Genomic DNA, 24,326 nt, shown 5'->3' with positions numbered 1-24,326 from the left:
TCAATGCACATCATGAGTAACTCAATAGTAATAAAAAATCTCTATATAAAGCGCTTTTAAGAGTAGTAAGTGTTTAAAGAAAGGAGTGAATGAAAATATGAAAGTAAGGTCGAAAATGTTAGTATCGGTGTTAATTGTTTTGGTTTTGACTAGTGTTGCCGTTATGGCAACAACAATAACTTTTTGGAAGTTCACGGATACGTATGGAGATCCACTAATAGTCAAATACGTTAATGAATGGAATCAACTTCATCCAGATATGAAAGTTGATTTTGTTGAAATTCCGTGGGCTCAGTATACAACGACAAAACTATCAGCAGCTTTTGCAAGCGGTCAAGGTCCTGATATTTTTTGGGTTAGTCCTGGTGATGAATTAAGGTATTACAATGCAGGTGTTCTTCAATCTTTTGACAAATATTTAACTCCTGAACAAATTAATGATTTTTTCCCCGTAGCTAGAGAAAAAGTTACGATTGCTGGTCATATATACGGGTTACCTATAGAACTTGAACCTCTTGCAATATATTATAATAAAGATTTATTCGATCAATATCATTTGTCTATACCTCAAGATTGGAATGAACTATTAGAAGATGCCAAAATACTCACAACTAAAAATAGGTGGGGACTAATATTAGATCCTACACCTACTTATTATGAATTGTTTACATTTTATCCGTTCTTGTGGTCTGCAGGTGGTAGTGTTGTAAACGAGGACTGGACGAAATCAACTTTTGATTCAACAGCAGCAATAGCAGCTCTCACTTTCTATCAAGACGCTTTTGATAAATATAAGGTTTCTCCTAAGAGTATTCCAACAGCGGGGACAAATGATATTTCAACATTTGTAAGCGGTTTTGGGGCAATGCAGGAATGTGGAGAATGGGCTATTCAAATGCTAACAGTAAATCCTCCAAAATTTAAATGGGGATATTTTCCGATACCACCAATGACTAAAGGAGGAACTAGTGTAAGTGTTATGGGAGGATGGATACAAGTTGTAAATAAAAACAGCCCGGTTGTAAAAGACGCTGTTGATTTTACACTTTGGTTGTTCTTTAAAACAGATTTCGAAAAGCAATGGTGCACAGTCCAAAATTCAAAGCTACCTGCTTATAAAAGCGTTTATGAAAGTGCCAAGGACTATTATGATTCGCCTATATGGCAAACTTTCATTAATCAAATTCTACCAACGTCCAAACCTGAACCACGTTATACTCCAGAGATGGATTTAGCATTGGAGAATGCTTTACAATCTGTGATTTTTGCAAATGTCTCTCCTGCAGTAGCAGCAAAAACAGCTGCTCAACAAATCGATAATTTCCTTTCGACATATACAGGAGCTCATTAAAAATCGATAGAGTAGGGAGGTTGTAACATCAAACCTCCCTACTTTGATTTGGAGGGCAGTTAAATGAAGCGCAAAAAGAGAGAAGTATTAGCAGGATGGATATTCTTACTTCCCGATTTAGTTGGGTTATCTATATTTGTTATATTGCCGGCAATTTTAGGGTTTAATATAAGCCTTTATAATTGGAGTGGATTAGGAAAAATGAAATTTGCTGGTTTTTCGAACTATACTAAAATGTTGACTGATCCTATATTTTTAAAATCGTTAAAAGTAACAATAGAATATGTATTTATGTTTGTACCTTTAAATTTTCTGCTCTCTCTTTCTTTAGCGCTTTTAATAAAGAAACCTTCTAAGGGAATTACATTCTTTAGAACAGTTTATTTTGCACCTGCAGCAATATCATTGGTTTCTATAGCGTTCGTATGGTCTTATATATTTCAACAAAACGGTTTTTTTAATTCAATACTATCTATATTTGGAATTTCTCCTCAACCATTATTAGGTTCGATGGGTCAAGCTTTATATATAGTACTTGCACTCTCACTTTATTCTAGTATCGGTTACTTTATGGTTATATTTTTAGCGGGTCTAAATGACATTCCTGAGGAATATTATGATGCTGCAAGAGTTGATGGTGCATCTTATTGGCAGACTTTCTGGCATATAACTTTTCCCCTTTTAAAACCTACTAGTTTTTTTGTCCTCATTATAAGTTTGATTCAAGGCTTTCAACTATTTGATCAAGTTTATGTGCTAACAGGTGGAGGACCATTCTATGCAACATCAACTGTTGTATTTTATGCCTTTCAAACAGCTTTTGAATATTATCAATTTGGTTACGCAGCTGCTATGGATTTTCTGATGTTCATTATTTTGGTTATTTTATCACTTATCTTATACAAAATTCTTAAAGGGGGAGAAGTTAAGTGAAAAAAGTTAATATAAAACAGATCATAAGATATATTGTCATGTCGACAATAGCAGCAGTATTCTTGTTTCCTATTTATTGGATGTTTGTATCAGCAATTAAACCAACGGCTGATATTTTTGCTGTTCCACCTGTTTTTTGGCCGCAAAAGCCAGTATGGAGTCATTTTGCAGAGGTATTTCAACAACTACCATTTGCAAGATGGATTTTTAATACTGCTTTTGTGGCTGGTGTAATAACGATTGTTGCTCTATTTACACATTCAATGTCTGCCTATTCTCTTTCTAGGTTACGCTATAGGGGGAGGAATTTTATGTTTATAGTTGTGATAAGTACCCTCATGGTTCCTTTCTCAGCGGTAATGGTACCTTTATTTATATTAGTTAGATCTTTTGGATGGGTTAATACTTATTGGGCATTAATAGTGCCAGGAATACCTAATGCTTTTGGTATTTTTTTGCTAAGGCAATTTTACTTAGGTATTCCAAGAGAATTGGAAGAAGCAGCCATTATGGATGGTGCAAGCATTTTAAACATTTTTTTCAGAATAATTCTGCCTATTTCAAAACCAATCTTGGCTGCACTGGCAGTTTTCTTTTTTCTCGCTAATTGGAATAATTTCTTGTGGCCATTAATAGTAATAAATTCAAATTCTTTAAAAATGATTCAAGTTGGGATCGCAGGATATGGAGGTCAATACCAAAATCCATGGGGAGACATCATGGCTGCTGATTTTATGGCAATGTTGCCAACTTTGATCATATTCATTTTTTTACAAAAGTACCTAGTAACTAGTATAACAATGTCTGGATTAAAGGAGTGAAAAAGATGCATGAAAAAATATTTTTGATATTGGTATTAATTTCGATACCTCTTTTTAGTTTTTCATTGAGTATTAAAAATACAGAGATGGTATGTAAGCTAATAGGAATTGACTCTATAAATCAGGAATTGTGTTTTAAAGAACAAGTATATGGTGCTGATTTAGGAATAATGATACCTGCATCCACTAGCACTTATTTTATTTTTGGAGATACCTTTGGACAGGGAATGCCTATATGGAACGGTCCCACAGGTACATTATGGAGATCTAATGTCTTGGCAGTCGCTCCAAATGGAGATTTTAAAAATGGTGTTAAATTTGATAAATTTATTTCAGTAAATAGTGGAAATAACTTCATTGTATCATCACATAACTTAACTATTACAGCTGGTCCATATATGGAACTGGGAGAGTACGTAGACGAAGTTCCAAAAGTTTTACTTGATGTTTCACATTTTTCGACATTTACAGTTCAAGTAAAATTAAACTATATGTATCCATTGCCTACGTTTAGTGGATTTTTAATATGGAAAAATGTTTCAAACTGGATAGCATTTGGAATTACGAATAATCGTACACTTAAAGTAAGTGGTTTGATTAACAATCAATTACCTCTTATCATTTCTAGCGCTTATGGTGAGAATTTTTTAAAGATAAAAAAAGAGTTTTCTTCTTATATTTTTTATTCTAGTAACGATGGAATTAATTGGAAAGAGATTGGTAGTTACAATGATAAACAAAAACAATTAATTAATGCAAAAATAGGATTATTTGTTGAAAATAGTGATAACAATGCTTTTTCAGTTTCTATGAATTTTAGTGATTTTATATTTGATAATGAACTTTTAAAGTTCAATGATCAAACAATTTCCTATGATAATCCAGTTCCATCTTATGCTAAAGAGGTCATATCTTCAAAACATGGTGAAAATGGTGAGATAACTGTAATACCAACAGGGGGAATATATAACAACAATAATCTTTATGTGTATTATATGTCTGTAAGCCAATGGGGAGCACCTGGATATTGGGATTGTAATTATTCCGGTTTAGCCGTTTCAAAAGATGAAGGAAATCATTTCGAAAAATTGCCCAATGTCACATGGAATGGTACTAGTAATTTTGTTCAGATTTATCCAGTTTTTGCTAATGAAGACCCCGATTATATTTCGTCCAATGAGATATATCTTTTTTCTATTCCATCTGGTAGATGGGGAAATGTGTACCTTATGAAAGTAAAATCCGATCAAATTGAAGATAAATCAAAATATCAGTATTTTTCTGGACTCCAAAATGATTATCCCATTTGGAGTTATAATGAATCTGATTCTAAAAGTGTAGCCGATGGACCAGCAGGTGAGCTTTCTATTATGTTCGACAAATATCTTAAAAAATGGATAATGACTTATCTTGATCCACAGACGACAAATATTGTAATACGCTTTGCAAATGATCCATGGGGTCCTTGGAGTAAATCAAAGACTTTGGTTTCTTCTTATGATTATCCGGGACTTTATGGAGCTTTTATGAACCCTCTGTATACTCTCGAAAATGGTAAAATAATTTATTTTACAATGTCAATGTGGGGCCCGTATTCTGTTTTTCTTATGAAAACAGATTTTGAGAACTAAAAAACTTGATATATTTTAAAAACAATTATGGAGAAAAACTTAAAAACTGTTATTGAGTGAATTCAATTTAGATTAGACTTACCCCAAACCCCAAGTCATGATCTTTAAAAGGAGAAGATGCAGAAGGCCTCTTGCAGGTTCAAAGATGCATCATACAGAAGGATGCATTCAGACATTGCAGATAAGATTGAATCTGAATACGTTCAAGATCTTTGAAAAGCAAATTTTGGATTAAATACGTTTTCTATCATGAGTTTCTCCTTTCAATCTTTTGAGAAAAGACACTTCAGATTCGAAAGTATAATGACTAATCGCTTTTGAAATAAGTCTTAGGTTGAATCTATAGTAAGTGTCAATGTTCGGGAGATTATGTCTTTAAGATGGTGCCATCTTGTAAGAGAAGAATTAAGTGTCTCAATTCTCGGCCTGAAGTTGTAAAACTGTTTAAAAGACGGATCGGTCTGAAAAGAAAGTCTGAAAAGGGACAATTCATGTGAATATTTCATCCAAAAGATGTCGGAACAATCTTTAGGGCATAAGGAAGTTCTATCTCGACACGCGAATTTGTGACAATGCTTTGAATAGTCATTTCCGTCGGATGTTAAGTTTTGAGACTTTATAGAAGATATTGTCATACGCTTTGATTTGTAAAAGTCATACTATCGAAAAGATTCAAGGTGAAGAAGAGTCTAAGTAAAGAAGAAGGGTCATAAGGGCGATTTTTGTTATTAGGAGAGTAAGATTCAAGGAGTTTGGAAAAGATAGAATCGAAGTCTATTTGTTGAAGGGAAAAGAAGACAAGGTTCAAAACAATATCTGAAAAGGGGAAATTAAAGAGAAACACATCTGAAGAACTACGCAACATGTCTATCACCTCGGTTGGAAGAATTTTTGGGACAGAAAGATTTTACACCTTGGTGGCAGGCTGTTGTGGGGTGATAGTGAAAAAAGAATTGAGAAATAGCGAGAAGTTTCAAAATTGAATTTACTCATACAAAAATAATGAAAGAAGGGATTTTAATGCTTGATGGTGTTATAGCCGCACCATTGACGATATTCAAAGATAACGGAGAAATTGATTACAAAGAAACCGAAAGGTACTTCGGATTTCTTGTCGATAAGGGTATAAATGGACTGTTTGCATGTGGTACGACATCGGAAGGACTTTCGTTGAATATCAAAGAGCATGAAGAAATTTTTAAGATCGCAAGATCTGTGACATCGAACAAAGCAAAAGTCATCGCAAACTGCAGCAGTGTGAGAATTGAGGAATCAAAAGAACTGGTTTATATCGCAAAAGAAGCGAATGTCGATGCGATAGCAACTTTACCTCCTCTTTATTATAAAGTATCAGAAGAAGAAATGATTGAATATATATCGCAGATTGTTAAATACGCTAAGAATTTGCCCGTTTATGTTTACAACATACCATCGTTGGCCTGTAACAAGGTAACCATCAAAGTTGTTTCAACCTTACTTGGAAAGCATGAGAATTTTTTTGGTATGAAAGATAGCAGCGGAGATTTTGGTGAAATTACAAGATTTGTCGATCTGAGAAAAGACTTTCCAAGATTTGAGATCGCTGTTGGATTTGATAGAGCATTCTTTCCAATGCTTGTTATGGGAGTCAATGGGACAGTTAGCGGTCCGGCAGCGGTTTTTCCAGAACCATTCATCGAAGTATATTCATTCTTTAAAAAAGGTGATCTTGAAAAGGCACGTAAAGCCCAAGAGAAATTGATAAAGATATCTGCCGCTGTTGGTGAAGGATACGATATGTCCGCACTTAAAAAAGCCCTACAATTCAGAGGTTTTGGCAACGGAAAAATGAGATTACCTTTGATGGAGTATAAAAAGGACGATTTAGGAGATAAAGTTAAATTTGCCGAAAAGGAAATTTAAATTTGGCAAATTTAAAAAATGAAAGGAGGAAGTTTATGAGGTTGAAGTTAGGAATTTTGGCGCTGTTAAGTATTTTAGTAATTGGAATGGTGGCTATGGCTGCCCAGCCAATAGAACTAACTTTCTGGGGTGGATGGACAGGCCCTGATGGCGATGTTATGCGTGCGCTTGTCGATGAATATAACTCGACACATCCAGACGTTCATATAACCTTTACGACGATGCAATGGACACCTTTGTTTACGAAATTCATGACTTCGGCTGCTGTTGGCAATCCACCAGATATTTTAGGAATGCATGGACCCGATATTCCCCAATTTGCGGCTTTGAATTTACTAACACCTCTTGGGAATGTCATATCAAAGGCAGGATTTACAGCAACTCAATTTGCGACGGCTGCATGGAATGGAACATTTTACAATGGAGTTCAATACGCATTTCCTCTTGACCTTCATATGAATGCAATATATTATAACAAAACACTCTTTGAAAAGGCTGGTATTACTCCTCCAACGGGATGGATATCCGGTCAACAATTTTTAGATATGGCAATAAAATTAACAATCGATAAAAATGGCAAACATCCAAATGAGCCTGGATTTGATCCAAACAATATCGTCCAATACGGTTTTGGATTGTATTCACTTAATTGGCATGCTTTCCTTCAATGGTATGAATTACTTGCTCAACAAGGGTATGGATTCCTTAACCAGCAAAATACAAAAGTTGATTATCCCCTTGATGCGGGTCTGAAAGCGTGGCAATGGTTACAGGATTTAGTCTTCAAATATCATGTTTCGCCAGTTGGCGCGACGAATCCTTTGAATGATTTTCTTATTGGCAAAACAGCAATGCTTGAAGATGGTCCATGGGAAATACCAGCATGTCAAGCACAGAAAGGTCTTGAGTGGGGAACATTCCCAATTCCTCAGGTCTTTGAACAGAAAACGGTATGGGGAAGCGGGCATGTTTTAACTATTCCGGTACAAAAAGATAAAGCAAAGATCCAGGCCGCTGAGGATTTCGTTATATGGTTGATCAAAAATTCATCCAAATGGGCATTGTCTGGGAACATTCCGGCTCTTAACGCTGCGAGGGAATATGCCTATTCATTGCCAGGAAGAACAGGATTCCTTGAAAGCGCTCCTTACGAAGTCATGCTTCCGAGAATACCAAATGAAGCAGAGGTATTTTCCGCAGCATCTGTAAGTCCGATAGTTGTTGCGGGTCAGGACATAATGGTAAGAGATAAAGATATATTACCAGTTATGAAATGGATGAATGATCAGATCAATCAAATACTTTCAAGGGGACAATAATTCGTTTCTGGGCCACTTAAGTGGCCCAGAATTTGGAGGGTATAAATGAGGAAAAATTTTAGAATTTTAATAATTCCGTATCTCTTTTTAATCCCTTACCTTTTTACTTTTATTGCTTTTAGGTTTGGCCCTTCAATTGCGGGTTTTTTTGTGAGCCTTACAAGTTGGAATATCGTAGGAACTCCAAAATTTATAGGATTTTCTAATTATATTGAACTTTTCAACGATCCTTCTTTTATAACGAGTCTTATAAACACTCTTTATTTTATGGTTTTAACGGTACCTGCTCTTATAGTACTTGGGCTTCTCATAGCATTACTTGTAGATCAAAATCTTAAAGGTAGAACGATAACAAGAACATTTGTTTTTATGCCTTACGTCATAATGTCAACAGTTGTTGGTGTTATTTGGATGTGGATCTTTGACACACATTTTGGAATCTTAAATTATTATCTAAGTTTTTTTGGAATAAAGCCAATTGCGTGGCTTTCGAGTGTGAACTGGGCAATGCCTGCTGTAGCCATTACCACAATTTGGTGGACAGTTGGTTTTAACATGATCCTTTTTCTTGCTGGGCTTCAGGATATACCGGAAGAATTAAAAGAGGCTGCGAGAATAGACGGTGCTTCAAACTGGCAAATTTTTTGGAATGTAACCTTTCCTTTACTTCGATCGACTACAGTTGTGGTTTTGATGCTGACACTTATAAACAGTTTTGAAGTTTTTGATCAAGTCTACGTTATGACAGGAGGTGGACCTTCAATGGCCACACTTACCGTCATCCAATACATGTATTTTCAAGCGTTTCAGTATTTCAGATTGGGATATGGTTCTGCCGTTGCGTATGTTGTTTTTGCATTCTTGATAGTTCTTGTTCTTATTGAAAGACAATTGCTTAAAAAGGTTGGGGAATCATGAAAAGAAAAAACAAATATCTTTCAAAGACTATTTTGTACTTATTGCTTGTAATTCTTACAATCCTTGCATTTGCTCCAATACTCTGGATGACGGTCAGTGCCTTTAAGCCTGAAGGTGAGATTGCAAGTTACCCTCCGACATGGATTCCGCAACATCCGACATTGTCAAATTTTTCTTACGTCTTAGGAACTTTTAATTTCTTGCGATGGACTTTAAATAGTTTTTTGTCTGCCATTGTGGCCACGATCATAGTCATACTGATAGATTCTATGGCCGCTTTTTCATTCGCAAGATTTCACTTTAAAGGTAATGCTTTGCTTTACGCAACAGTTTTATCTATGCTTATGGTGCCGATACAGGTTACAATCATACCACTTTATCTTATGTTTGCACATGTCCATCTTTTAAACACGATAATATCTTTGATACTTCCAACAACTGGAAACGTCACAGGCGTTTTCATTCTTAGAAATTTTTTCAGAAGTGTTCCTCAAGATCTCATAGATGCCGCAAGAATAGATGGTGCAGGGTACTTTAGAATCTGGTGGACGATAATGCTTCCACTCGCACGACCTTCTATAAGTGCGGTTGCGATCATAACATTCATAAGCAACTGGACGAATTTCTTGTGGCCACTGGTTTCTGTCAATTCAGACGCATCAAGAACTTTGCCCGTTGGAATAGCGGAATTTTTCGGTGGTCAAAGTGGAGTCAGCGGATCGGCTCCGCAATACGGACCTGCTATGGCCGCAGCCTTAATGGCAACTATACCGGCTATCGTTATTTTCCTTTTACTTCAGAGATATTTTGTCAAAGGTATAACAATGACAGGTATAAAGGGATGAAAAAAATGAATTTCGAAAATGTCATACAATCACAAATTTATCCTCCCATGCATCACTGTGTAAGTGTTACTAAAGACAGAGATGATCTTATAGCCGTTTGGTATTCAGCCTCATATGAGAAGGCACCTGATAGCGTTATTCATTTATCTAGAAAACATTTTGATAATTGGACAAGTCCCGTAACCGCATTTAAGATGCCAGGGTTCGGCGTTGGCAATCCGGTAATATGGAAAAGCCCTGAGGACGAATTATGGCTATTTTTTGTCATCTTGACCGACAATGATTGGCAAAGTGCTTTAATTTGTCGGAAAAGATCAAAGGATCATGGAGAAAACTGGGGGGAATTAGAAATTATATCTGATGCTAAAGGAATTATGACAAAGGGAAGACCCATTGTTTTGAAAAATGGGAATTATCTTTTACCTGTTTATGATGAGAAAAGATGGACATCAATGGTTTTAATTTCTGAAGATGGGAACGATTGGAAATTGTACGGAGAGACAACGGTTACCGGATTAATTCAACCTATTGTGATTGAACTTGATGATGGAACACTCATTATGATGAGTAGATCTAAGATGGGAAAAGTATACGTTTCATATTCTTTCAATGGCGGATTAAGTTGGATAGCCTCTGAACAAACTGATATTCCCAATCCAAATAGTGGCATAGATGTTATAAAATACAAAAATACGCTTGTACTTGCTCATAATCATACTCAAACAGGAAGAAATAGAATGGATCTTTTGTTTTCTAAAGATGAAGGGAAAAATTGGTCAGCGCCTTTTTGTTTGAAAGAAGCAGATCGTGGAGAATATTCTTATCCGTGGCTAGTTCAGGATGAAAATCAATTACATCTTTTCTTTACGGATAACAGAATGAATTTCATACATTTATTTTTTGAAGATAATGATTTTGAAAAGAGGTAAAGTATGAATCAACCCTTGAAAATTTCTTTGAATTCTCAAAATTCATTTAAATTCAAAGATTTGACTGTTAAAATTTCAGAATTGGGATCTTTTTTTGATGGAAATGCAGAAGTCCATTTTCATTTCAACGACCTTTACATGGTTATGTCTGGAAAAGCAATTGTTATAATTGGAGATAAATTCACAGGTGGATCTGAAATAGAAAAGGGTGAATTAAGAAACTGCAAAATCGAAAATCCGGTAGAATATGAAATCAAAAAAGGCGATTTGCTTCTTATACCTGCTGGATTTGCACATAAAATTAAAACAGGTAAGTCTAAACTCATACAGTACGTTATAAAAATTCCTTATGAGGAGGTAATTTAAAATAAGATTCGCAATTGTCGGAGAAAACCTAATCGATTTGTTCAAAATAGATGATTCATTTGAGCCACACGTCGGAGGTTCTCCTTTGAACATAGCCGTGGGTCTTGCACGCCTTGGAGAGAAGGTAAGTTACATAACGAAATTTTCTTACGATTTTTTCGGAGATATGCTAAAAGATACGCTGAAATCCGAAGGCGTTGATATATCTTTAAGCGTAACAGATGATGATCTCCACACCACCCTTGCCTTTGCATTTGTGGATGAAAAAAAGGTGCCAAAGTTTGCGATATGGAATAGATCTACCGCCGATGGCGCTTTGTCGTATGAAGATCTCTCTAAAGTAAGAATAGATGAATTTGATGCCTTTCATTTTGGATCGATTCTCTTTGCAACTCCTGCGTCGGATAACATATTGCAATTCATGGGAGATGTTAAGAAAAAGGGAAAGTACATCTTCTTCGATCCAAATTACAGGCCGCACATTGCCAAAGACGAAGGCAAATACAAAGCAGATCTGCTTAAAGGATGGAAAATGGCAGATCTTGTCAAGTGTAGTATGGAAGACGCAAAGTCGATCTTTAACCTTGATGATTTTGAAAGTATCCTAAAAGTGGTAAAATCTATTGGTAAAACCGTCATAACGGATGGCGAAAATGGTGCGTACGTCATTTCAAAAACCGCAACTCATATTCCGGCGATACGCGTTAACGCTGTCGATACTACCGGATGCGGTGATGCCTTTATGGCAGGTCTTATACATGATTTCGCAAGGAATGATTTTAAAGAAGAGAATTTGGTGTCCGCGTCTAAATTTGGAACGATAACTGCTGGAATGGCCGCTCAAAAGATAGGCGCAATAACGTCTTTTCCAAAACTTGAAGAGGTCAAAAGATTTTTAGAAAATTTGAAAGAGGGGTTCAATGGTTAGCATAAAGGATATTGCAAAAAATGTTGGCGTTTCGACTGCTACGGTATCAAAGGCTCTCAATCACAAATCTGGTGTTAGCGATGAGATAAGAGAAAAAGTCATCGCGGCAGCGCGGGAAATGGGATACGTTGTAAATGGACTTGCAAGGGGAATGAAGATATCCAAAACTTTTACGGTTGGAGTACTCGTCTCCGACATAAAAAACCCGTTTTTCAGCGAGGTTATCTCGGCCATGGAAAGGGTACTTTACGCCAAAAAATACAATCTTATGATATGTAACGTCGGAGAAAATACACAAAAAGAAGTTGAATATCTTGAATTGCTCGTTTCAAAAAAGGTAGATGGTCTTATCGTGGCTCCAGCGGCAGAAGGCCAAAACCTTTCTGTCTACAGGAATATGGTAAGGCACGGAATGAAAATAGTCCTTTTCGACAGGCTTATCGATTCTGTCAACTGTGATTCCGTTGTCATAGACAACCGTGCCGCGATTTACGATGCGGTTAAATATCTCAAAGACAAGGGTCACAAAGAAATAGGAGCCGTCTACGGTATAGAAAAGAGTTATACCGGTCATGAAAGGTTAAGCGGCTTTAAGGAAGCAATGAAGAATTTTGGACTTGAATACCGTCAGGAATGGGTAAAGAGCGGATTTTTTACCGAGGAGAATTCTTACAAAAAATCTCTTGAAATTTTGCAAAGATCCAGAAGGCCGACGGCAATGATCGCGATGAACAATTTCACAACGTTGGGACTTATGAGAGCCATAAAAGATTTAAAGTTAAAAGTTCCCGATGATCTTTCAGTGGTGGGATTCGATGATGCGGAATGGATGAAGGTTTCCTCTCCCTCCATTACCACCGTCGTTCAGCCTGCCGATGCCATAGGGATGACGGCCGCAACATTGCTTTTAGATGCCATTGAAAATGAGAGTATCCATAAAGTCCAGCACGTTGTTCTAAAGGCAAAGTTAGTAGAAAGAGAATCCGTTAAAAATTTGATATAATAAATCAACTTATGATAAAGGAGTAAATTTGAAAAACGTAGAAAACTACACGCTTGGCGAAGAGATTGCAAATGCCGTTACGCATGGAATCGGGACTCTACTTGCAATAGCCGCCCTTGTGCTTTTGGTAATTTTTTCAAGTATTTACGGAAATTCATGGTATGTTGTGAGTTTTTCGATTTACGGATCATCAATGGTTATTCTCTACACGATGTCAACGATCTACCATGCCCTGTCGCAGGGAAAGGCAAAAGATATTTTCGAAATTTTCGATCATTCTTCCATATTTCTTCTCATAGCCGGGACCTACACTCCGTTTGAACTTATCACTCTAAGGGGCCCTTTGGGATGGACGTTATTTGGAATAACTTGGAGTATGGCCATCATTGGCATACTTTTCAAAATTTTCTTTGTGAAAAAGTTCGTCATCCTTTCGACATTGATTTACATATCGATGGGCTGGATGGTTATTTTTGCAATAAAGCCTCTCCTTGAAAAGTTGTCACCGAATGGCATAATCTTTCTTTTGATCGGAGGCATACTTTACACCCTTGGCACGATTTTTTATATTCGAAGGAAGATGAAATATCACCACTTCGTATGGCACCTCTTCGTTATAGGTGGAAGCGCGATGCACTTTTTTGCCATCTTATTTTACGTCCTGCCCCTTGCGTCGATCTTTCATCAATAGACAAATTCAAAGGCCATATTTCCGTCAGGATCAAAGAGTCGGGCTTTTCCATGTGCAGACCATACCAAAGATTTTGACCAGATCAACCCCTTTGCGTCGGGCCCGGAATGGACGAGAATGTAACGACCGGGATCTATTAAGAGATCATTTTCAAATACGAAATATTGTCCCTCTCCGTTTGAGATTTTCCAGCCTTTAAGGTTTACACTTTTATCCCCCGCGTTCTTTATTGCCACGTATTGATCATTTCCGTTCGAAGAAACTTTGAAGATCACGATATTTGGACGCGATGCGGCCTTTGGAACGTAACTTTTCGATTGATTGTAAGCCATTTGAAAAAGCGTTGAGACAAACTCAACAGATCTCGTTATTTGAACTGTCGCTATCCATTTTGTTGAATCCCACAGCATATTCTCGTAAGAAACTGACGAAACAAGAGGATCTTTTGAAAGTTGCCCAAAAAGGGTCTTCTCACTTCTGTCTATCGCGAGAAGAGATTGGGCATAATACCATGCAATTTTTGAGTTTTCCAAAGATGCATCTATTATATCTGTAACAGTAGATACTTTGGTCGGAAGAATCATGGAAGCATCAAAACGTTTGTCGACTATAGCGCTTTCCCATAAACCGTGTATACCGCTTTGGCCCGTCATCTGGCCTTCAAAATTGACCGTGGCATGTAAGGGCATATTTATATCCGATGCGAAATGTGCAAGTATTCCGGCGATCTTTGGTACATCTGGAGAGTTCGTTGCTATGTCTTCAACGAGCAAGTGATAGTACTTGTCTATCGCCCATGGCGCATAACCGTGTCCTCTTCCTATTGCCTCTCCGTAAGTTTGCATGTAATTTTCTATCTTCGATCTAAGGTTATCAAAGGGTGGCTCTGCGTAGAAATCTATTTCCATAAAATGGGCGGTTCCTGCTTCAAAATCCTGATGCTCGTCAGGATAGGTCGAATAAGCCATTATTTGGCTCTCGAAAGGAAGAAAATAATTCAAAGATGGCCCGCTAAGCCTTTCGATGGCTGTTTTGACTATAGTTCTATGGACTGAAAAGCCCCATCCGAAGATCGAAATTGTAAATGTCGAAAGCAGAAAAAGAGCGATCAAAGTTCTTTTCATTCCCCCACCTCCTATGCTTTAGCCGTAAATTATACTATACAAAATTGTTGACGTCAAAATTCTCGATCTTTTGATACAATATGATCAAAAGGCAAAAAGGAGAGATGAAATTGTACATTCTTTTACAGATAATATTCCTTGCAATCGCTTTGCTTTTACTTGAACGTGGGTCTGACTGGCTCGTAGGCGGTGCTTCAGATCTTGCAAGACATTTCAAAGTTTCAGAACTTTTCATAGGCTTGACGATAGTTGCCTTTGGAACGAGTGCGCCAGAACTTGCTGTAAGCCTTGCAGGTGCTTTTAACAATTCTGGAAGCGTTGCAATAGGTAATGTTGTCGGGTCTAACATAGTCAACGCGAGTTTTATCCTTGGAATCTCTATTTTTCTTGGTTCCATTTCGATAAAAGTTCAGACGTTAAAATATGAAATTCCACTCGTCATAGTGGCACAGTTCATAGCGACAATGTTGTTTTTGAAAAATGATTCTCTTAATTTTTACGATGGAATGGTATTACTTGCAGTTTTTGGAATTTTTATGTCGTACGTTTTATCGACATCAAAACAGGATGTGAAAACGTCGACACAGGCATTTCACAAACTTTCTATAGCGATTATTTTAACGATTATAGGCCTTGTTGGAGTTGTTGCCGGAGGCGAAATCGGTGTTTACGCGGCCGTTAACTTGGCAAGATCGCTTAAAGTAAGCGAGACTTTAATAGCCGTAACGATAGTCGCATTTGGGACAAGTGTGCCAGAACTCGTCACATCTGTAAGAGCCGCATTGAAATCAAAAAATGAAATTGCCGTCGGAAATATAATGGGATCCAACATCTTTAATATTCTTGCGATTTTAGGTCTTTCGGCACTGCCGGGGACCATCAAAACGGATAAGCCTATAACCGTTGATCTGATTTTCATGAATGTTATAGGAATAATAGCCTTCTTTATCTTCTTTAACTCAAAAAGAAGCGCCAAAAAATGGGAAGGCCTTTTGTTGATGGCTATATACATTGTATACATACTTTACAGTGTCAAAATTCAGCCTTAGAAGTAACTAAAGCAGGTGTCATCTTTTGTAAGGATACTTCAGATCCAGTTGGATTTCTCCGAATTCTCTTTCGTATTCTCTGAGACAAAGTTCACCTTTTCTACTTAGAACGTAGTAAGTGTGGTTTCTGTGCTTTATCGTTTTTAATCTTTTTATGTTTGTGTGGTAATCTATTATACTTCCGCTGACCTTTTCAAGAAAGCCCAGATCGAAAAGTTTTTTGTGAATTGCCATTGCCTCGCACAATTTTATCCCGAATCTGTGAGAGATGAGTTTAGAATAATCCGCCCCCATTAATTTGTGGTATTTCAATATCTTAATTTCTATCTCGCTTAATTTATTGAATTCTTGACACTCAAGCATGATTCTACCTCACAAAAATTTCTTCAATTCTTTTATTTCTTTCTTCGATTCATCCACTTTTGATGAATTTAACATTTCGAAGATATAATTCAATTTCGATTTTATCAAAGAGAAATACGCCACCTTTGCTTTGTGAAGATTCATCGAATGAAGATGATCCTGCAGATCTTTAAGAATTCGGATACTTTCTTCATCGAGATTGGTGGCGTATATCTTTTCAAAAAGTCTGTCTATTTTTTCAATTGTGTTTTCTTTCGGCTTCACCGAAGTTCCTTTGGCAAATCCTGTCTTTTTGGAATGTTCTGTCTGGCAAGTAGGTTCTCGACAAGTTCTGGAAATTCGATGCCGGGTATACCTGCTCCCATTTCAGTTGGATCTTTGAACGCATGTGATCTTGCCCCTCCGCAAAGTGTCGAAAGATTCATCTTTCTGTTTAAAAGTGGCGATACTGTCATTTCAGCGCATACTCCGCACGTTCCAAGTAGATCAACTTCCAATCTGCCTCCTTTTTTCATGACGTAAGGCCCTTCGAGCGAAAGTATTTGCGCTGGATTTCCAAAGACAAGCACGACATGTGGATCAACAGGTGATATGGACAGTTTAAAAACGATAACATCCGCAGTCGTTCCAGCCTCAAAGTGTGGTATCATCTCACGCGTTACCCTTGAGGTCTCTATGGATGGAAATCTTCTTAGTAAAAAGTCTCTTTCGCCGTTTTTTATTGGCTCGGGCAGATCGTAAAATCCCAAATTGGCCGCTCCGGCAGAGCATAAGAAGTCTTTTGCTTTGAGGACAAGCACGTCCGGTCTTTCGGCAAGTTTGGAATAATTCGCGGCCCCTCTTACTGTATCGACTGCCTGACAGTAGGTAAGACGTCCGTTAGGTTTTGGAAAATTTTCAAAGAACTTTTCGTACCTTTCGGCATGTTCTGCCTGTATGAAATAAACTCCGACGGGCTCATATTTGAGTTCCAACTTTTCGACGATCTGATCTGTCAATCTCTTCCAGTCATACTTTGGTTTGATGAGTTGTTCTTTTAAAAGCGGTCCTGCCATTTCAATCACTCCTATTGCTGTCCGTCAATGTATATTGCGTCTTTTGCGCATATTTCAAGGCATGAAAGACAAAGTATGCACTTTTCAGGCGCGACGGCCACAGATTTGAATTCCTTGTTTGGGTCGGTTTCTCCCGGCCTTCTTACCAGTTCGTAAACGTCTTGAGGACAGACTTCAACACATTTTCTGCATCCTATGCACCTATCATCGTCTATTGTGATAGTTGCACCGGGTATGAATTCCACACTGTTCGTTTTTATCGCCTCCGTTATTTCTGTGTATTTATTGAACTAAAAGGTCATTTCTTATCGTAAGGATCCTTTTCGTTGTAATAAGCAACCGCGGCGAGTGGTAATAAAACGGGAATGATAAGTGCGGCAAACCATGCGTTCATGTCAGGAGCGTAACCATTTGAATTTCCAGTCGCTATGGCCGCAATTATGATCGTGGCAATTATGCCTATTACGACCAACACATTCACAGTTTTCATAACATCTCATCTCCCATCAATTTTTAACCTTTTCGGAAGTTTTACCGTAAACGATCGCTGCAGTTATGACACCGGCGATCATGACGATCAGACCGAAGTAAAGCCCACTTGCAGCCATCTGAACGACGCCGCTTAAGATATGTCCCGACGCACATCCACCAGCCATTCTTGCACCGAAGAGCATCAGAAAACTTCCTATGAAAACACCGATTGCCCTTTTCCACTCTTCATTACCGAAACGATTTCTCCATGATGGTGGCACAACTTTACGAAAGGCCGTGAATCTTTTGGTAAGCACCACGGCCGAAAAGAAAGCACCCAAAAACGTTCCTATATCCGAAAAAGGCTCCCATCCTATATGATTGATGACGCTTACGGAATATTTGTAAGAAGGCATCAAAAGCACGCCAACTATCCACGAGTACGTGGTCGATTCACCGAAGATCTGGTGTAACATAATGCCGATTACAACCGTTATTCCGACTCCGGCGGCGATAAGTACCAATAACGGCGAATAAACGTTTGGTTCTGAAGAAATTGTTTTGGCAAATTTTTCTGCCTTACTTCCCTTTTTTGCTATAGATCCTTCAAGTAAATACGCGGCGGTATCTTCACGTATTTCCTTAAGTAGAGGGGTATTTTCATCGTATTTGCCTCTTCCGATAAGAGATCTCAGACAACTGTGCTTGGTTTTCGGAAATCTCGGCAAAAAATAAGCGAGTAAAAATAGCCCTATGGCATAAGGAATGGCAATCAAGAAGAGAGTCAATGGGCTCAAACTTGCTATTGTTTGACCCGTGATTATCACAGAACCGCTGTTGAAAGTGTTCACAAGCCACTGACCTGCGGAGGTCTGAAAGAGCAACGTCCATGTTGCGGCTCCGAGTAACCCTCCCGGAATTGCAAACAAAGCATCACGCCGTCCTTCTCCAAGTGACATCCATTCAGAGCCGGGAAAATATCCTGATAAAGCCAGTCCTATTCCAAATATCGCTCCACCCAATCCGACACCGATCCAGTACAACGGTTTCAAACTGAAGTGCATGTTTATGCCCATCGCATATAGAGCGTAAAGCACAAGCACGGCAATCGCCCCGCCAAGGGCGATACATGTTATAAAGAGTCTGTCTTTCCATCTGACCAGCCTTATTATTGATTCTGGATTTGCGATTCCCCATGCTTCTGCTAAGGCTCCTATAACGAATCCGATCAAGATCCCTACCCACTGCGGTGCGGTAAAAAGAATTCCTTTCATATTATCACCCCCCTTTTCCCTTGTTGCACAGAAAGAAAGTTTTCTTCTGCCATACACATCACCTTCCCACTTCAAAATGATGTACCGAAAAATTTCATATCAATTTTCTTGCAGCCTTTACTATACCTTCGGCAGTCGTGGGATGTTGATCGGCGAATTCAGCAACCTCTTTTACGGTAAATCCTCCCTCGACAAGTCTTGCAAGTTCTCCTATCAAAAGCCCGGCATCAAGACCTATTACCCATGCTCCGACTATCTTCATCGTCTCGGCATCGAAAAATTCTCTTATCTCTCCGTCCATCTCTCCGAAGATCTGCGCTCGGGCATCGATTTTGAACGGCGATGATGTTTCGACAAGTTCAATTCCCTTTGACTTCGCCTCATCGGGCAAGATCCCCACGTAAGCGCCCTCCGGAAAGGTGAAAACGGTTGTCGGAACTGTTTTGAAATTCATGTAATCGATGGGAGTATTTCCTGCCATTATGTTGTTTGCCGCCACAAGGGATTGTCTTACGGCCGAATGGAAAAGCATTGAAAGTCCGTTGACATCACCCGGGGCATAGATGTGGGGAATATTTGTCTGCATTGCGTTGTTTACAATTATCCTTCCATGTTCTGTTTTTATCCCTATTTTTTCTGCACCTTCGGGAATCACAGACCTTCTTCCGACGGCCATCATGACGATATCAGAAGTTACGCTTTCCGTCTTGTCATCTTTTACGTATCTCATTCTGTATCCATCTTGAACCCTCTCGACTTCCATAACGCGCGCGCCTGTTACGATTTCTATGTTCGGATCCAAAAATTGCCTTAAGGTTTGTGAAAATCTATAATCGACCTCATCCGAAAGTATTCTGTCAGACCTTTTGAAGAGTTTAACCTTCGTTCCGAGTTCGTTGAAAAAGGTCGCTGTCTCAAGCGCTATGTATCCTCCGCCGATTACCGTCATCGTTTTGGGAAGTGTTTGCAATTTTGGATTCATTGAAAAGATGTCGTGAGAGGTTATGCACAAATCCGCGCCGTTTATCGGAAGTATCGAAGTTTCCGATCCGCTTGCGACGATTATCGCGCGCTTTGCGCGGTAAACTTCATCTCCTTTATCCGATTTCACCTCAAGTGTGTGATCGTCCAAAAATCTTGCATGACCTTTCACAAGTTGAAGGTGTGGAAGCGCTTCTTTTAACTCTTCGGCATGCTGGGCATACCTGAATTTCTGAACGTTATCTTTGTGGGCGATTATCTTTTTGTATTCAAAAGAGACCTGTCCGTCCAACCCCCAGAAGTCGAATTTTTTAGATGTTTTGTAAAGATTTACAGATTCTCTGATGGCTTTCGACGGAACGCATCCTTCGGCAAGGCAATTTCCGCTCATGACGCCCTTGTCATCGATCATGACAACATCCATACCAGATCTTGCAAGCCTGAATCCGGCAGGATATGCTCCTCCACCCGCACCTATTGTCAAAACATCGACCGTTTTCATGATAATTCCTCCTTATCTCAAATAATGCCCATAGTTCTTACAAACATGTAAATTGCCAGCGCTATTACAAAGTAAGCGAATATCTTCGTAAGGGATCCCGGTCTTATCTTTTTGGCGATCAGAACGCCTATCACGATACCGGCTACCGCACCGATGACAAGGTACAATGCCGTACCCCATGCTATCGTTCCGACACCGCCAAGCCTTGATAATATTCCCCACAAACAATTCAGCGCTATTACCATCAAACTCGTCGCTATGGCATGCTTCATAGGAAAATCGAGTATCAAAACTAAAACGGGTACTATCAAAAAGCCGCCGCCAACTCCGAAAAAGCCCGTCATTAATCCTATGAACAATCCCGCCCCGACGAATTTTGACCATTCCGATAATCCTTTGAGGTTTTTCAAACTCGGAATTTCATCGTCTTTACCATAATTTTTTCTCGTTAACATCATGATGCCTATCACAACCATTAAGGCCGCGAAGAGATAAAGTATCAAGTACGAAGGCATCAAGGCGTTGAAATAAGATCCCAAAAAGGCCCCAACTATTCCCGCGATTGCAAAAAGTAATGCCACCTTCCAGTGAAGATATTTCGTTTTTCCGAATGCGTATTGTATCGCTCCAGCAAGTGCTCCCACACCGACGATGACAAGACTTGTTCCGGTTGCGACGTGGGCATTCATGCCTAACAGATATATCAAAATAGGAATTGTTATTATCGATCCACCCGCACCTGTTAATCCCAGAGAAAGACCGATTACAGATCCATAAACGATCTCAAGAATATCCATACAAACCTCCTTAAGGTTTTATGTAATGGAAACCTTTTTCTTCGAGTTTCGCAATCTCAACAACGCCCGACGGAACGATTTTGACAAAATCTGGAAGCGCGGATGGTTCTACATGCTCTTTTTTCATCGAATTAAGACATGAGATGAAAGTTACATGTTTTGAAAGTATCTTCATCTGATCCAATAATTTCTCATCTATGTAGCCGTTGATGGCATCTCCATTTGCAACAACCGTTATTGAGAATTCTTCATCGATGTCTTTGATGAAATTATTCAAATTTCTTATCGTAAGATCCCACATAACAGACTCGTCAATGTGAAAAAGTACTTTCAAAGCAGCACCTCCATTCTTTGTAAGTATAAAATGAATTTATTAATCTGTCAAATACAAAAAAGTTATACCCCTATAAGTAAAACTTAATGCCTGTGTAAAGTTGATAAAGAAGAGATAAAAATAAAGTAGCATCATTTGTTCGGAGGTGAAAAGATGGAAAGAATAGAAAATTATCTTGACAACGCCGAACTTGGGAAGCATCATTTTAAGGCGATGTTCGTATCAGGGATGGGATTTTTCACGGATGCCTATGATCTTTTCATAATAGGAATTGCGATATCCCTTATCGCGCCTATATGGAAGTTGAGCAGTTCACAAATAGGCTTTCTGGGAAGTATCTCTCTTATATCTGCACTTATCGGCTCTTTTATCTTTGGTCGCATTGCGGATAGGTTCGGAAGAAAAACCGTCTACGGTGTTGAGGCAATTATAATGGCAGTGGGAGCCTTATTATCGGCCATCTCTCCAGATTTTACATGGCTTTTGATATCAAGGTTTCTTCTTGGAATTGGTATAGGCGGAGATTATCCGGTAAGTGCGGTTATAATGAGCGAGTACTCTAACAAAAAAGACCGTGGCAAACTTGTGGGTCTCGTTTTTTCAATGCAGGCCGTCGGACTTATAACAGGTCCTCTTGTGGCATTGGGATTGCTTGGATTGAATATATCGCCAGACCTTTCATGGAGAATCATGCTCGGGATAGGTGCAATTCCTGCGTTGATGGTCATATATTTAAGAAGAAAGATTCCTGAATCACCGAGATACACGGCTCAAGTGCTTGGAGACAGAAAAAAAGCGCTTGAGGATGTTGGAAAGTTTATGAACAAAGATGTTAAAACTGACAAAGAGAATGTGGTCGAAAAGAAGCGCAGTAGTTTGAAAGAATTTTTGACGAACAAAAAACTCATGCTAACGCTTTTTGGCACTGCTGGCAGTTGGTTTTTGATGGATTACGCTTATTACGGGAATACCATTTCTACGCCTCTTGTTTTGAACTCGATCTCTTCAAGTATGTCTTTGGAGATGAAGACACTTTACACGCTTTTGATCTTCCTCGTTTTTGCGGTACCCGGATACATTTTAGCGATAGCGCTCATCGATAAAATAGGAAGAAAACCAATCCAATTGGTAGGATTTGCGATTATGGGTGTATCATTTCTTCTAATAGGTCTAATACCAGATATAGAAAAACAGGTAGGCCTTTTCTTTGCGGTATATGGCATAAGTTATTTGTTTACAGAATTCGGTCCGAATACAACTACCTTTGTACTTCCTTCGGAACTTTTCCCGACAGAGTACAGGACAACGGGCCACGGAATTTCGGCAGGCATTGGTAAGGTTGGAGCCTTTGTAGGTACATTTTTATTTCCAATAGTGTTATCGGCGGTAGGATTCAACGCAACCTTTGTGATAATTTCAATTGTATCCTTTGCCGGAATTCTGACAACCTTATTCTTAAAAGAGCCCAAAGGCGAGAGTCTTGAAAGTATTTCTGACGTGGTAAAGTTGAATCCATCTACTCATAGAATTTAACGTCTTTTTAAGCAAGAATTCTCCCACTTCTATAAGTGGTGGGAGCATGTCACCAGATAGAAAAAGGTCAAGAAACCTTGACCTTTTTCACTGTACTTGTTGACTTACACCTTGCCGCTGTACATCTTCACTTTCCGTCTGCCCAAGCGAGGCCTTTAAGGCGGCAAGTCCTACTTCTAATTGCAAATCGTCAGGTTCTTTTGTTGTCAATTTTTGAAGCCATAGACCGGGTTTGGCAAGCGCTCTGAAGAATGGATTGTCTAAATGTTTTGCGGTCATTCTTTGAAATTCGTAGGCAAGACCGGCGACAACGGGTATCAAAATGATTCTCGATGCGAATTTCCACCATATGTTCATTTGCGGATCTATTCCCCCGAGTATGCTAAAGACTATTATGGCCGCTATCATTGTGATCATCAAAAAACTCGTCCCGCACCTTGGATGAAGGGTAGAATACTTTCTCGCATTCTCAACGGTTAATTCTTCGCCCGCCTCATACGTAAAAACGGATTTGTGCTCTGCACCGTGATATTGGAAGACCCTTTTTATGTCCGGAAGCATCGCTATTATCCATATGTAAATCAAGAATATAACAGTCCTTATTCCACCTTCGACAAGCGCAAATAAGAAACCATTATTTCTCAACGCCGAAAAGAGAGAGGTTATGAGGACCGGAAGAATTGAAAATAGTCCTATTGCCATCCCAAAAGCGATCAAAAGCGCAAAGAATATGTCTTTTGTGCTCAATTGATTGTCTTCGTCTCCAGAAAGATTTGCCGACAGGTTTAGAGCCTTTATACCACTTACCAAAGAATCGTAAAGCACGAATGTGCCGCGGATGAATGGCCATCCCTTCCATCCCTTTGGTCTGACCATCTGGCCGTAATCCGAAACAACGATTGATCCGTCCTTTTTTCTTACGGCGACAACAGTCTTTACGCCCTTCATCATGACACCTTCTATGACGGCCTGACCGCCAACGCTAAGTTTTTCTTTCGATTTATCTTTCAAGTCTTTCCCTCCTTTATCTTCGATATAACCTCATCCCTTACAGAAGCATCAAGGATGAGTTTGAAGAATTTGTAGACCTGAAGATCGTCATTCGAATTCTTTCCGAGAAAATAATTCACCATTTTCAATTCGAAAGATGATCTTTGATCTTCATTCATTTCCTCTATTTGAAAAACAATGCGCCGAAGATTCATA

At 38.8% G+C, this 24,326-nt stretch carries 28 protein-coding genes; 15 read left to right on the top strand and 13 right to left on the bottom strand.

From position 1 onward, the window contains the following. The first annotated feature begins 97 nt into the window (after positions 1-97). The 4 genes from ATHSA_RS01805 (at position 98) to ATHSA_RS01790 (ending at position 4,736) form a co-directional block, all read left to right on the top strand. The gene (locus ATHSA_RS01805; RefSeq protein ID WP_161847483.1) at positions 98-1,351 is read left to right on the top strand and encodes an ABC transporter substrate-binding protein; all 1,254 of its coding nucleotides are present in this window, start codon (positions 98-100) and stop codon (positions 1,349-1,351) included. A 63-nt stretch (positions 1,352-1,414) separates the two neighbouring features. Further along, positions 1,415-2,284 (top strand): carbohydrate ABC transporter permease, encoded by an 870-nt coding sequence (locus ATHSA_RS01800; RefSeq protein ID WP_161847482.1) that lies wholly within the window; start codon positions 1,415-1,417, stop codon positions 2,282-2,284. Then, positions 2,281-3,105 (top strand): carbohydrate ABC transporter permease, encoded by an 825-nt coding sequence (locus tag ATHSA_RS01795; RefSeq protein ID WP_161847481.1) that lies wholly within the window; start codon positions 2,281-2,283, stop codon positions 3,103-3,105. The genes ATHSA_RS01800 and ATHSA_RS01795 overlap by 4 nt, the downstream gene beginning before the upstream one ends. A gap of 5 nt (positions 3,106-3,110) precedes the next feature. Then, positions 3,111-4,736: a DUF4185 domain-containing protein gene (locus ATHSA_RS01790; protein WP_161847480.1), complete on the top strand. Its 1,626-nt coding sequence runs from the start codon at positions 3,111-3,113 to the stop codon at positions 4,734-4,736. Positions 4,737-5,065: 329 nt separating this feature from the next. Here the strand turns inward: ATHSA_RS01790 and ATHSA_RS10180 are convergent, their stop codons facing one another. Further along, entirely contained in the window at positions 5,066-5,224 is a 159-nt protein-coding gene (locus ATHSA_RS10180; protein WP_232060108.1) for a hypothetical protein, read from the bottom strand. Between the two features lie 532 nt (positions 5,225-5,756). Between ATHSA_RS10180 and ATHSA_RS01785 the strand changes: the two genes are divergently transcribed. Genes ATHSA_RS01785 through trhA form a run of 9 tightly spaced genes read left to right on the top strand, consistent with a single transcriptional unit; the run spans position 5,757 to position 13,637 of the window. After that, on the top strand, positions 5,757-6,638 hold the full coding sequence (locus ATHSA_RS01785) for a dihydrodipicolinate synthase family protein (protein ID WP_161847479.1): 882 nt from the start codon (positions 5,757-5,759) through the stop codon (positions 6,636-6,638). 35 nt (positions 6,639-6,673) lie between these two features. Continuing rightward, positions 6,674-7,957 (top strand): ABC transporter substrate-binding protein, encoded by a 1,284-nt coding sequence (locus ATHSA_RS01780; RefSeq protein ID WP_161847478.1) that lies wholly within the window; start codon positions 6,674-6,676, stop codon positions 7,955-7,957. Between the two features lie 45 nt (positions 7,958-8,002). Then, a complete protein-coding gene (locus ATHSA_RS01775; RefSeq protein ID WP_161847477.1) occupies positions 8,003-8,875 on the top strand; it encodes a carbohydrate ABC transporter permease in 873 nt (290 codons plus the stop codon). Continuing rightward, complete coding sequence (locus ATHSA_RS01770) at positions 8,872-9,720, top strand: carbohydrate ABC transporter permease (RefSeq protein ID WP_161847476.1); 849 nt, start codon at positions 8,872-8,874, stop codon at positions 9,718-9,720. Before ATHSA_RS01775 ends, ATHSA_RS01770 begins: the two co-directional genes overlap by 4 nt. Then, positions 9,717-10,649, top strand: coding sequence for an exo-alpha-sialidase (locus ATHSA_RS01765; protein ID WP_232060107.1), 933 nt, complete (start codon positions 9,717-9,719; stop codon positions 10,647-10,649). The genes ATHSA_RS01770 and ATHSA_RS01765 overlap by 4 nt, the downstream gene beginning before the upstream one ends. 3 nt (positions 10,650-10,652) lie before the next feature. Beyond that, positions 10,653-11,015: a cupin domain-containing protein gene (locus ATHSA_RS01760; protein WP_161847474.1), complete on the top strand. Its 363-nt coding sequence runs from the start codon at positions 10,653-10,655 to the stop codon at positions 11,013-11,015. A 37-nt stretch (positions 11,016-11,052) separates the two neighbouring features. After that, complete coding sequence (locus tag ATHSA_RS01755; RefSeq protein ID WP_161847473.1) at positions 11,053-11,943, top strand: carbohydrate kinase family protein; 891 nt, start codon at positions 11,053-11,055, stop codon at positions 11,941-11,943. Next, positions 11,936-12,946, top strand: coding sequence for a LacI family DNA-binding transcriptional regulator (locus tag ATHSA_RS01750; RefSeq protein ID WP_161847472.1), 1,011 nt, complete (start codon positions 11,936-11,938; stop codon positions 12,944-12,946). Before ATHSA_RS01755 ends, ATHSA_RS01750 begins: the two co-directional genes overlap by 8 nt. A 28-nt stretch (positions 12,947-12,974) precedes the next feature. After that, positions 12,975-13,637, top strand: coding sequence for a PAQR family membrane homeostasis protein TrhA (gene trhA / locus ATHSA_RS01745; RefSeq protein WP_161847471.1), 663 nt, complete (start codon positions 12,975-12,977; stop codon positions 13,635-13,637). Here the strand turns inward: trhA and ATHSA_RS01740 are convergent. Then, the gene (locus ATHSA_RS01740) at positions 13,631-14,761 is read right to left on the bottom strand and encodes a lamin tail domain-containing protein (RefSeq protein WP_161847470.1); all 1,131 of its coding nucleotides are present in this window, start codon (positions 14,759-14,761) and stop codon (positions 13,631-13,633) included. The genes trhA and ATHSA_RS01740 overlap by 7 nt on opposite strands. A 110-nt stretch (positions 14,762-14,871) precedes the next feature. Between ATHSA_RS01740 and ATHSA_RS01735 the strand changes: the two genes are divergently transcribed. Beyond that, on the top strand, positions 14,872-15,810 hold the full coding sequence (locus ATHSA_RS01735) for a calcium/sodium antiporter (RefSeq protein WP_161847469.1): 939 nt from the start codon (positions 14,872-14,874) through the stop codon (positions 15,808-15,810). A gap of 18 nt (positions 15,811-15,828) precedes the next feature. On the opposite strand, the gene ATHSA_RS01730 is transcribed toward ATHSA_RS01735, so the two are convergent. From ATHSA_RS01730 to ATHSA_RS01690, 9 genes are all read right to left on the bottom strand, one after another. Then, positions 15,829-16,173: a DUF2250 domain-containing protein gene (locus tag ATHSA_RS01730; RefSeq protein WP_161847468.1), complete on the bottom strand. Its 345-nt coding sequence runs from the start codon at positions 16,171-16,173 to the stop codon at positions 15,829-15,831. 9 nt (positions 16,174-16,182) lie between these two features. Next, positions 16,183-16,437 carry a hypothetical protein gene (locus ATHSA_RS01725; RefSeq protein ID WP_161847467.1) on the bottom strand — a complete coding sequence of 85 codons (255 nt, stop codon included), beginning with the start codon at positions 16,435-16,437 and terminating at the stop codon, positions 16,183-16,185. Further along, positions 16,434-17,228 carry a DUF169 domain-containing protein gene (locus ATHSA_RS01720; protein ID WP_161847466.1) on the bottom strand — a complete coding sequence of 265 codons (795 nt, stop codon included), beginning with the start codon at positions 17,226-17,228 and terminating at the stop codon, positions 16,434-16,436. The genes ATHSA_RS01725 and ATHSA_RS01720 overlap by 4 nt, the downstream gene beginning before the upstream one ends. 11 nt (positions 17,229-17,239) lie before the next feature. Next, positions 17,240-17,473 (bottom strand): 4Fe-4S dicluster domain-containing protein, encoded by a 234-nt coding sequence (locus ATHSA_RS01715; RefSeq protein WP_232060105.1) that lies wholly within the window; start codon positions 17,471-17,473, stop codon positions 17,240-17,242. Positions 17,474-17,526: 53 nt separating this feature from the next. After that, a complete protein-coding gene (locus tag ATHSA_RS01710) occupies positions 17,527-17,718 on the bottom strand; it encodes a hypothetical protein (protein ID WP_161847465.1) in 192 nt (63 codons plus the stop codon). A 16-nt stretch (positions 17,719-17,734) separates the two neighbouring features. Continuing rightward, entirely contained in the window at positions 17,735-18,973 is a 1,239-nt protein-coding gene (locus tag ATHSA_RS01705; protein WP_161847464.1) for a YeeE/YedE thiosulfate transporter family protein, read from the bottom strand. 94 nt (positions 18,974-19,067) lie between these two features. After that, entirely contained in the window at positions 19,068-20,456 is a 1,389-nt protein-coding gene (locus tag ATHSA_RS01700; protein ID WP_161847463.1) for a dihydrolipoyl dehydrogenase, read from the bottom strand. Positions 20,457-20,473: 17 nt separating this feature from the next. Beyond that, complete coding sequence (locus ATHSA_RS01695) at positions 20,474-21,253, bottom strand: sulfite exporter TauE/SafE family protein (RefSeq protein ID WP_161847462.1); 780 nt, start codon at positions 21,251-21,253, stop codon at positions 20,474-20,476. A gap of 10 nt (positions 21,254-21,263) precedes the next feature. Beyond that, positions 21,264-21,587, bottom strand: a complete 324-nt coding sequence (locus tag ATHSA_RS01690; protein ID WP_161847461.1) for a DsrE family protein — start codon at positions 21,585-21,587, stop codon at positions 21,264-21,266. Between the two features lie 153 nt (positions 21,588-21,740). On the opposite strand from ATHSA_RS01690, the gene ATHSA_RS01685 reads away from it, so the two are divergent. After that, positions 21,741-23,120, top strand: a complete 1,380-nt coding sequence (locus tag ATHSA_RS01685) for an MFS transporter (RefSeq protein ID WP_161847460.1) — start codon at positions 21,741-21,743, stop codon at positions 23,118-23,120. 87 nt (positions 23,121-23,207) lie between these two features. On the opposite strand, the gene ATHSA_RS01680 is transcribed toward ATHSA_RS01685, so the two are convergent. Together ATHSA_RS01680 and ATHSA_RS01675 are read right to left on the bottom strand one after the other, a co-directional pair. Continuing rightward, on the bottom strand, positions 23,208-24,131 hold the full coding sequence (locus ATHSA_RS01680; protein ID WP_197739191.1) for a DUF1385 domain-containing protein: 924 nt from the start codon (positions 24,129-24,131) through the stop codon (positions 23,208-23,210). Continuing rightward, complete coding sequence (locus ATHSA_RS01675) at positions 24,128-24,289, bottom strand: hypothetical protein (RefSeq protein WP_161847459.1); 162 nt, start codon at positions 24,287-24,289, stop codon at positions 24,128-24,130. The genes ATHSA_RS01680 and ATHSA_RS01675 overlap by 4 nt, the downstream gene beginning before the upstream one ends. Between the last annotated feature and the right edge of the window lie 37 nt (positions 24,290-24,326).

Source organism: Athalassotoga saccharophila (assembly GCF_009936215.1).
GTDB lineage: Bacteria > Thermotogota > Thermotogae > Mesoaciditogales > Mesoaciditogaceae > Athalassotoga > Athalassotoga saccharophila.
The sequence above is the reverse complement of the archived record's forward strand: the minus strand, read 5'-3'. Positions and strand labels throughout refer to the sequence as shown.